The organism is Streptomyces sp. NRRL B-24085 (assembly GCF_001282115.1).
GTDB lineage: Bacteria > Actinomycetota > Actinomycetes > Streptomycetales > Streptomycetaceae > Streptomyces.
This window is the reverse complement of sequence record NZ_LJBR01000678.1, coordinates 1-1,608: the sequence shown is the minus strand read 5'-3', so window position 1 is coordinate 1,608 and position 1,608 is coordinate 1. Positions and strand designations below refer to the sequence as shown.

Sequence of the window (1,608 nt, the reverse complement as noted above, 5' to 3'; positions counted from 1 at the left end):
GACCACGTCCGTACGGTCGTCGCCATCACGGCCGCGCTGCGGCTGCCCGGGCTCACGTTCGGCGAGGACCGCCCCGGCCCCGACCGGCCGGCCTCGGAGGGGCACCCCGGACTCCCCCTCCGCCCCGCCGCCCCGGAACGCCAGGAACGGACCCCATGACCATCCGCGTACTGCTCGCCGACGACCAGACCCTGCTGCGGGCCACCTTCCGGATCCTCATCGACTCGTGCGACGACATGGAGGTGGTCGCGGAGGCTGCCGACGGCGCCGCGGCGGTCGACCTGGCGCGCGTCCACCGCCCCGACGTGATCCTCATGGACATCCGCATGCCGGGGACCGACGGCCTGGCCGCCACGTCCGTGATCTGCGCCGATCCGCAACTGGCGGACACGCGGGTGCTGATCCTGACCACGTTCGAGATCGACGAGTACGTCGCACAGGCGCTGCGCTCCGGGGCCAGCGGCTTCCTGGGCAAGGACGTCACCGCCGAGGCCCTGCTCGACGGCATCCGCACGGTGGCGGCCGGTGACTCCCTGCTCTCCCCCGGCGCCACCCGCACCCTGATCACCCGCTTCCTCGCGGCACCGGGACTCGGCACCCGGCTGGCGGCCGCCGACGACCTGACCGGCCTCACCACCCGGGAACGGGAGGTGATGGCGTGGGTCGCGGAGGGGCACTCCAACGAGGAGATCGCGGGCAAGCTCTTCGTCAGCCCGCTGACCGTGCGCACCCACGTCCACCGGGCGATGACCAAGCTGGGCGCCCGGGACCGCGCCCAGCTCGTGGTGATGGCCTACCAGTCGGGCCTGGTGCAGCCGCTGCCGCCCGAGTAACGCTGACCTTTCGGCTCCCGGAGAGTGCCACCAGCCACTGCTGGAGCAGGGCCGACTCCGCCGTCGTGAGCGCCGGCGGCAGGTCGGCACGCAGCCGGGCCGCGAGGGTCGCGGCCGCGACGGGCACCGAGCCGTCCTCCCGCGCCGCCTCGGTGTCGGCGGGGCGGGCCACCGAGTCCAGCACCGCGTCGCGCTGCCGCCGCGCGAACTTCGGGTCCACGTACTGCTCGGGTCTGGTCAGCATCGACAGGGCGGCCCCGACGTTGCCGGACATGATCATCTGCGTGGCCGGCGCGGGCGGCACCCTCAGCCGCCCCTGGGCCGCACAGCGTTCGAGGATGCCGTGCGGCAGGTCGTGCGCCTCCTGCGCCGCGGCCGGGGGCACGGGTAGCTCGGGCGAGTACATCAGGCGGTAGTGGTTGGGGTGCTCCAGGGCGAAGCGCATGGGGTTGTCCCAGCCGCGCTTCAGGCCCTCGCTGCCACAGCACCGACAGCGTCAGGGTGCGGCCCCGGGTACCGAAGGCGGCCAGCGCCACCCCGGAGGTTCCGGCTCACCGTTGCGGACGCGCGCCACGTCTGACCGGCGGCCCCGGGTGCCGAGACCCGCACCGGGAGGCCGAGAGGGCCCCGGGGCGGCGCCCGTTCAGGGGAAACCGGTCCGCGGGACGCGTGGCGGCCGGTGCCCGCGTCGACAACTCACCCGTGACCCTGCCGCTGATCCCGCCCATGCTCGCCACCCCCGGCACCCTGCCGCCCCCCGCACAGGACGCGCGCG

At 74.8% G+C, this 1,608-nt stretch carries 2 protein-coding genes; both read left to right on the top strand.

Translation table 11 applies throughout. The annotated features are described in order from the left end of the window. Nucleotides 1-155: 155 nt before the first annotated feature. Entirely contained in the window at nt 156-833 is a 678-nt protein-coding gene (locus AOJ26_RS41135; RefSeq protein WP_053853414.1) for a response regulator, read from the top strand. A gap of 65 nt (nt 834-898) precedes the next feature. After that, nucleotides 899-1,249 carry a hypothetical protein gene (locus AOJ26_RS43720; protein ID WP_053853413.1) on the top strand — a complete coding sequence of 117 codons (351 nt, stop codon included), beginning with the start codon at nt 899-901 and terminating at the stop codon, nt 1,247-1,249. Nucleotides 1,250-1,608 lie beyond the last annotated feature (359 nt).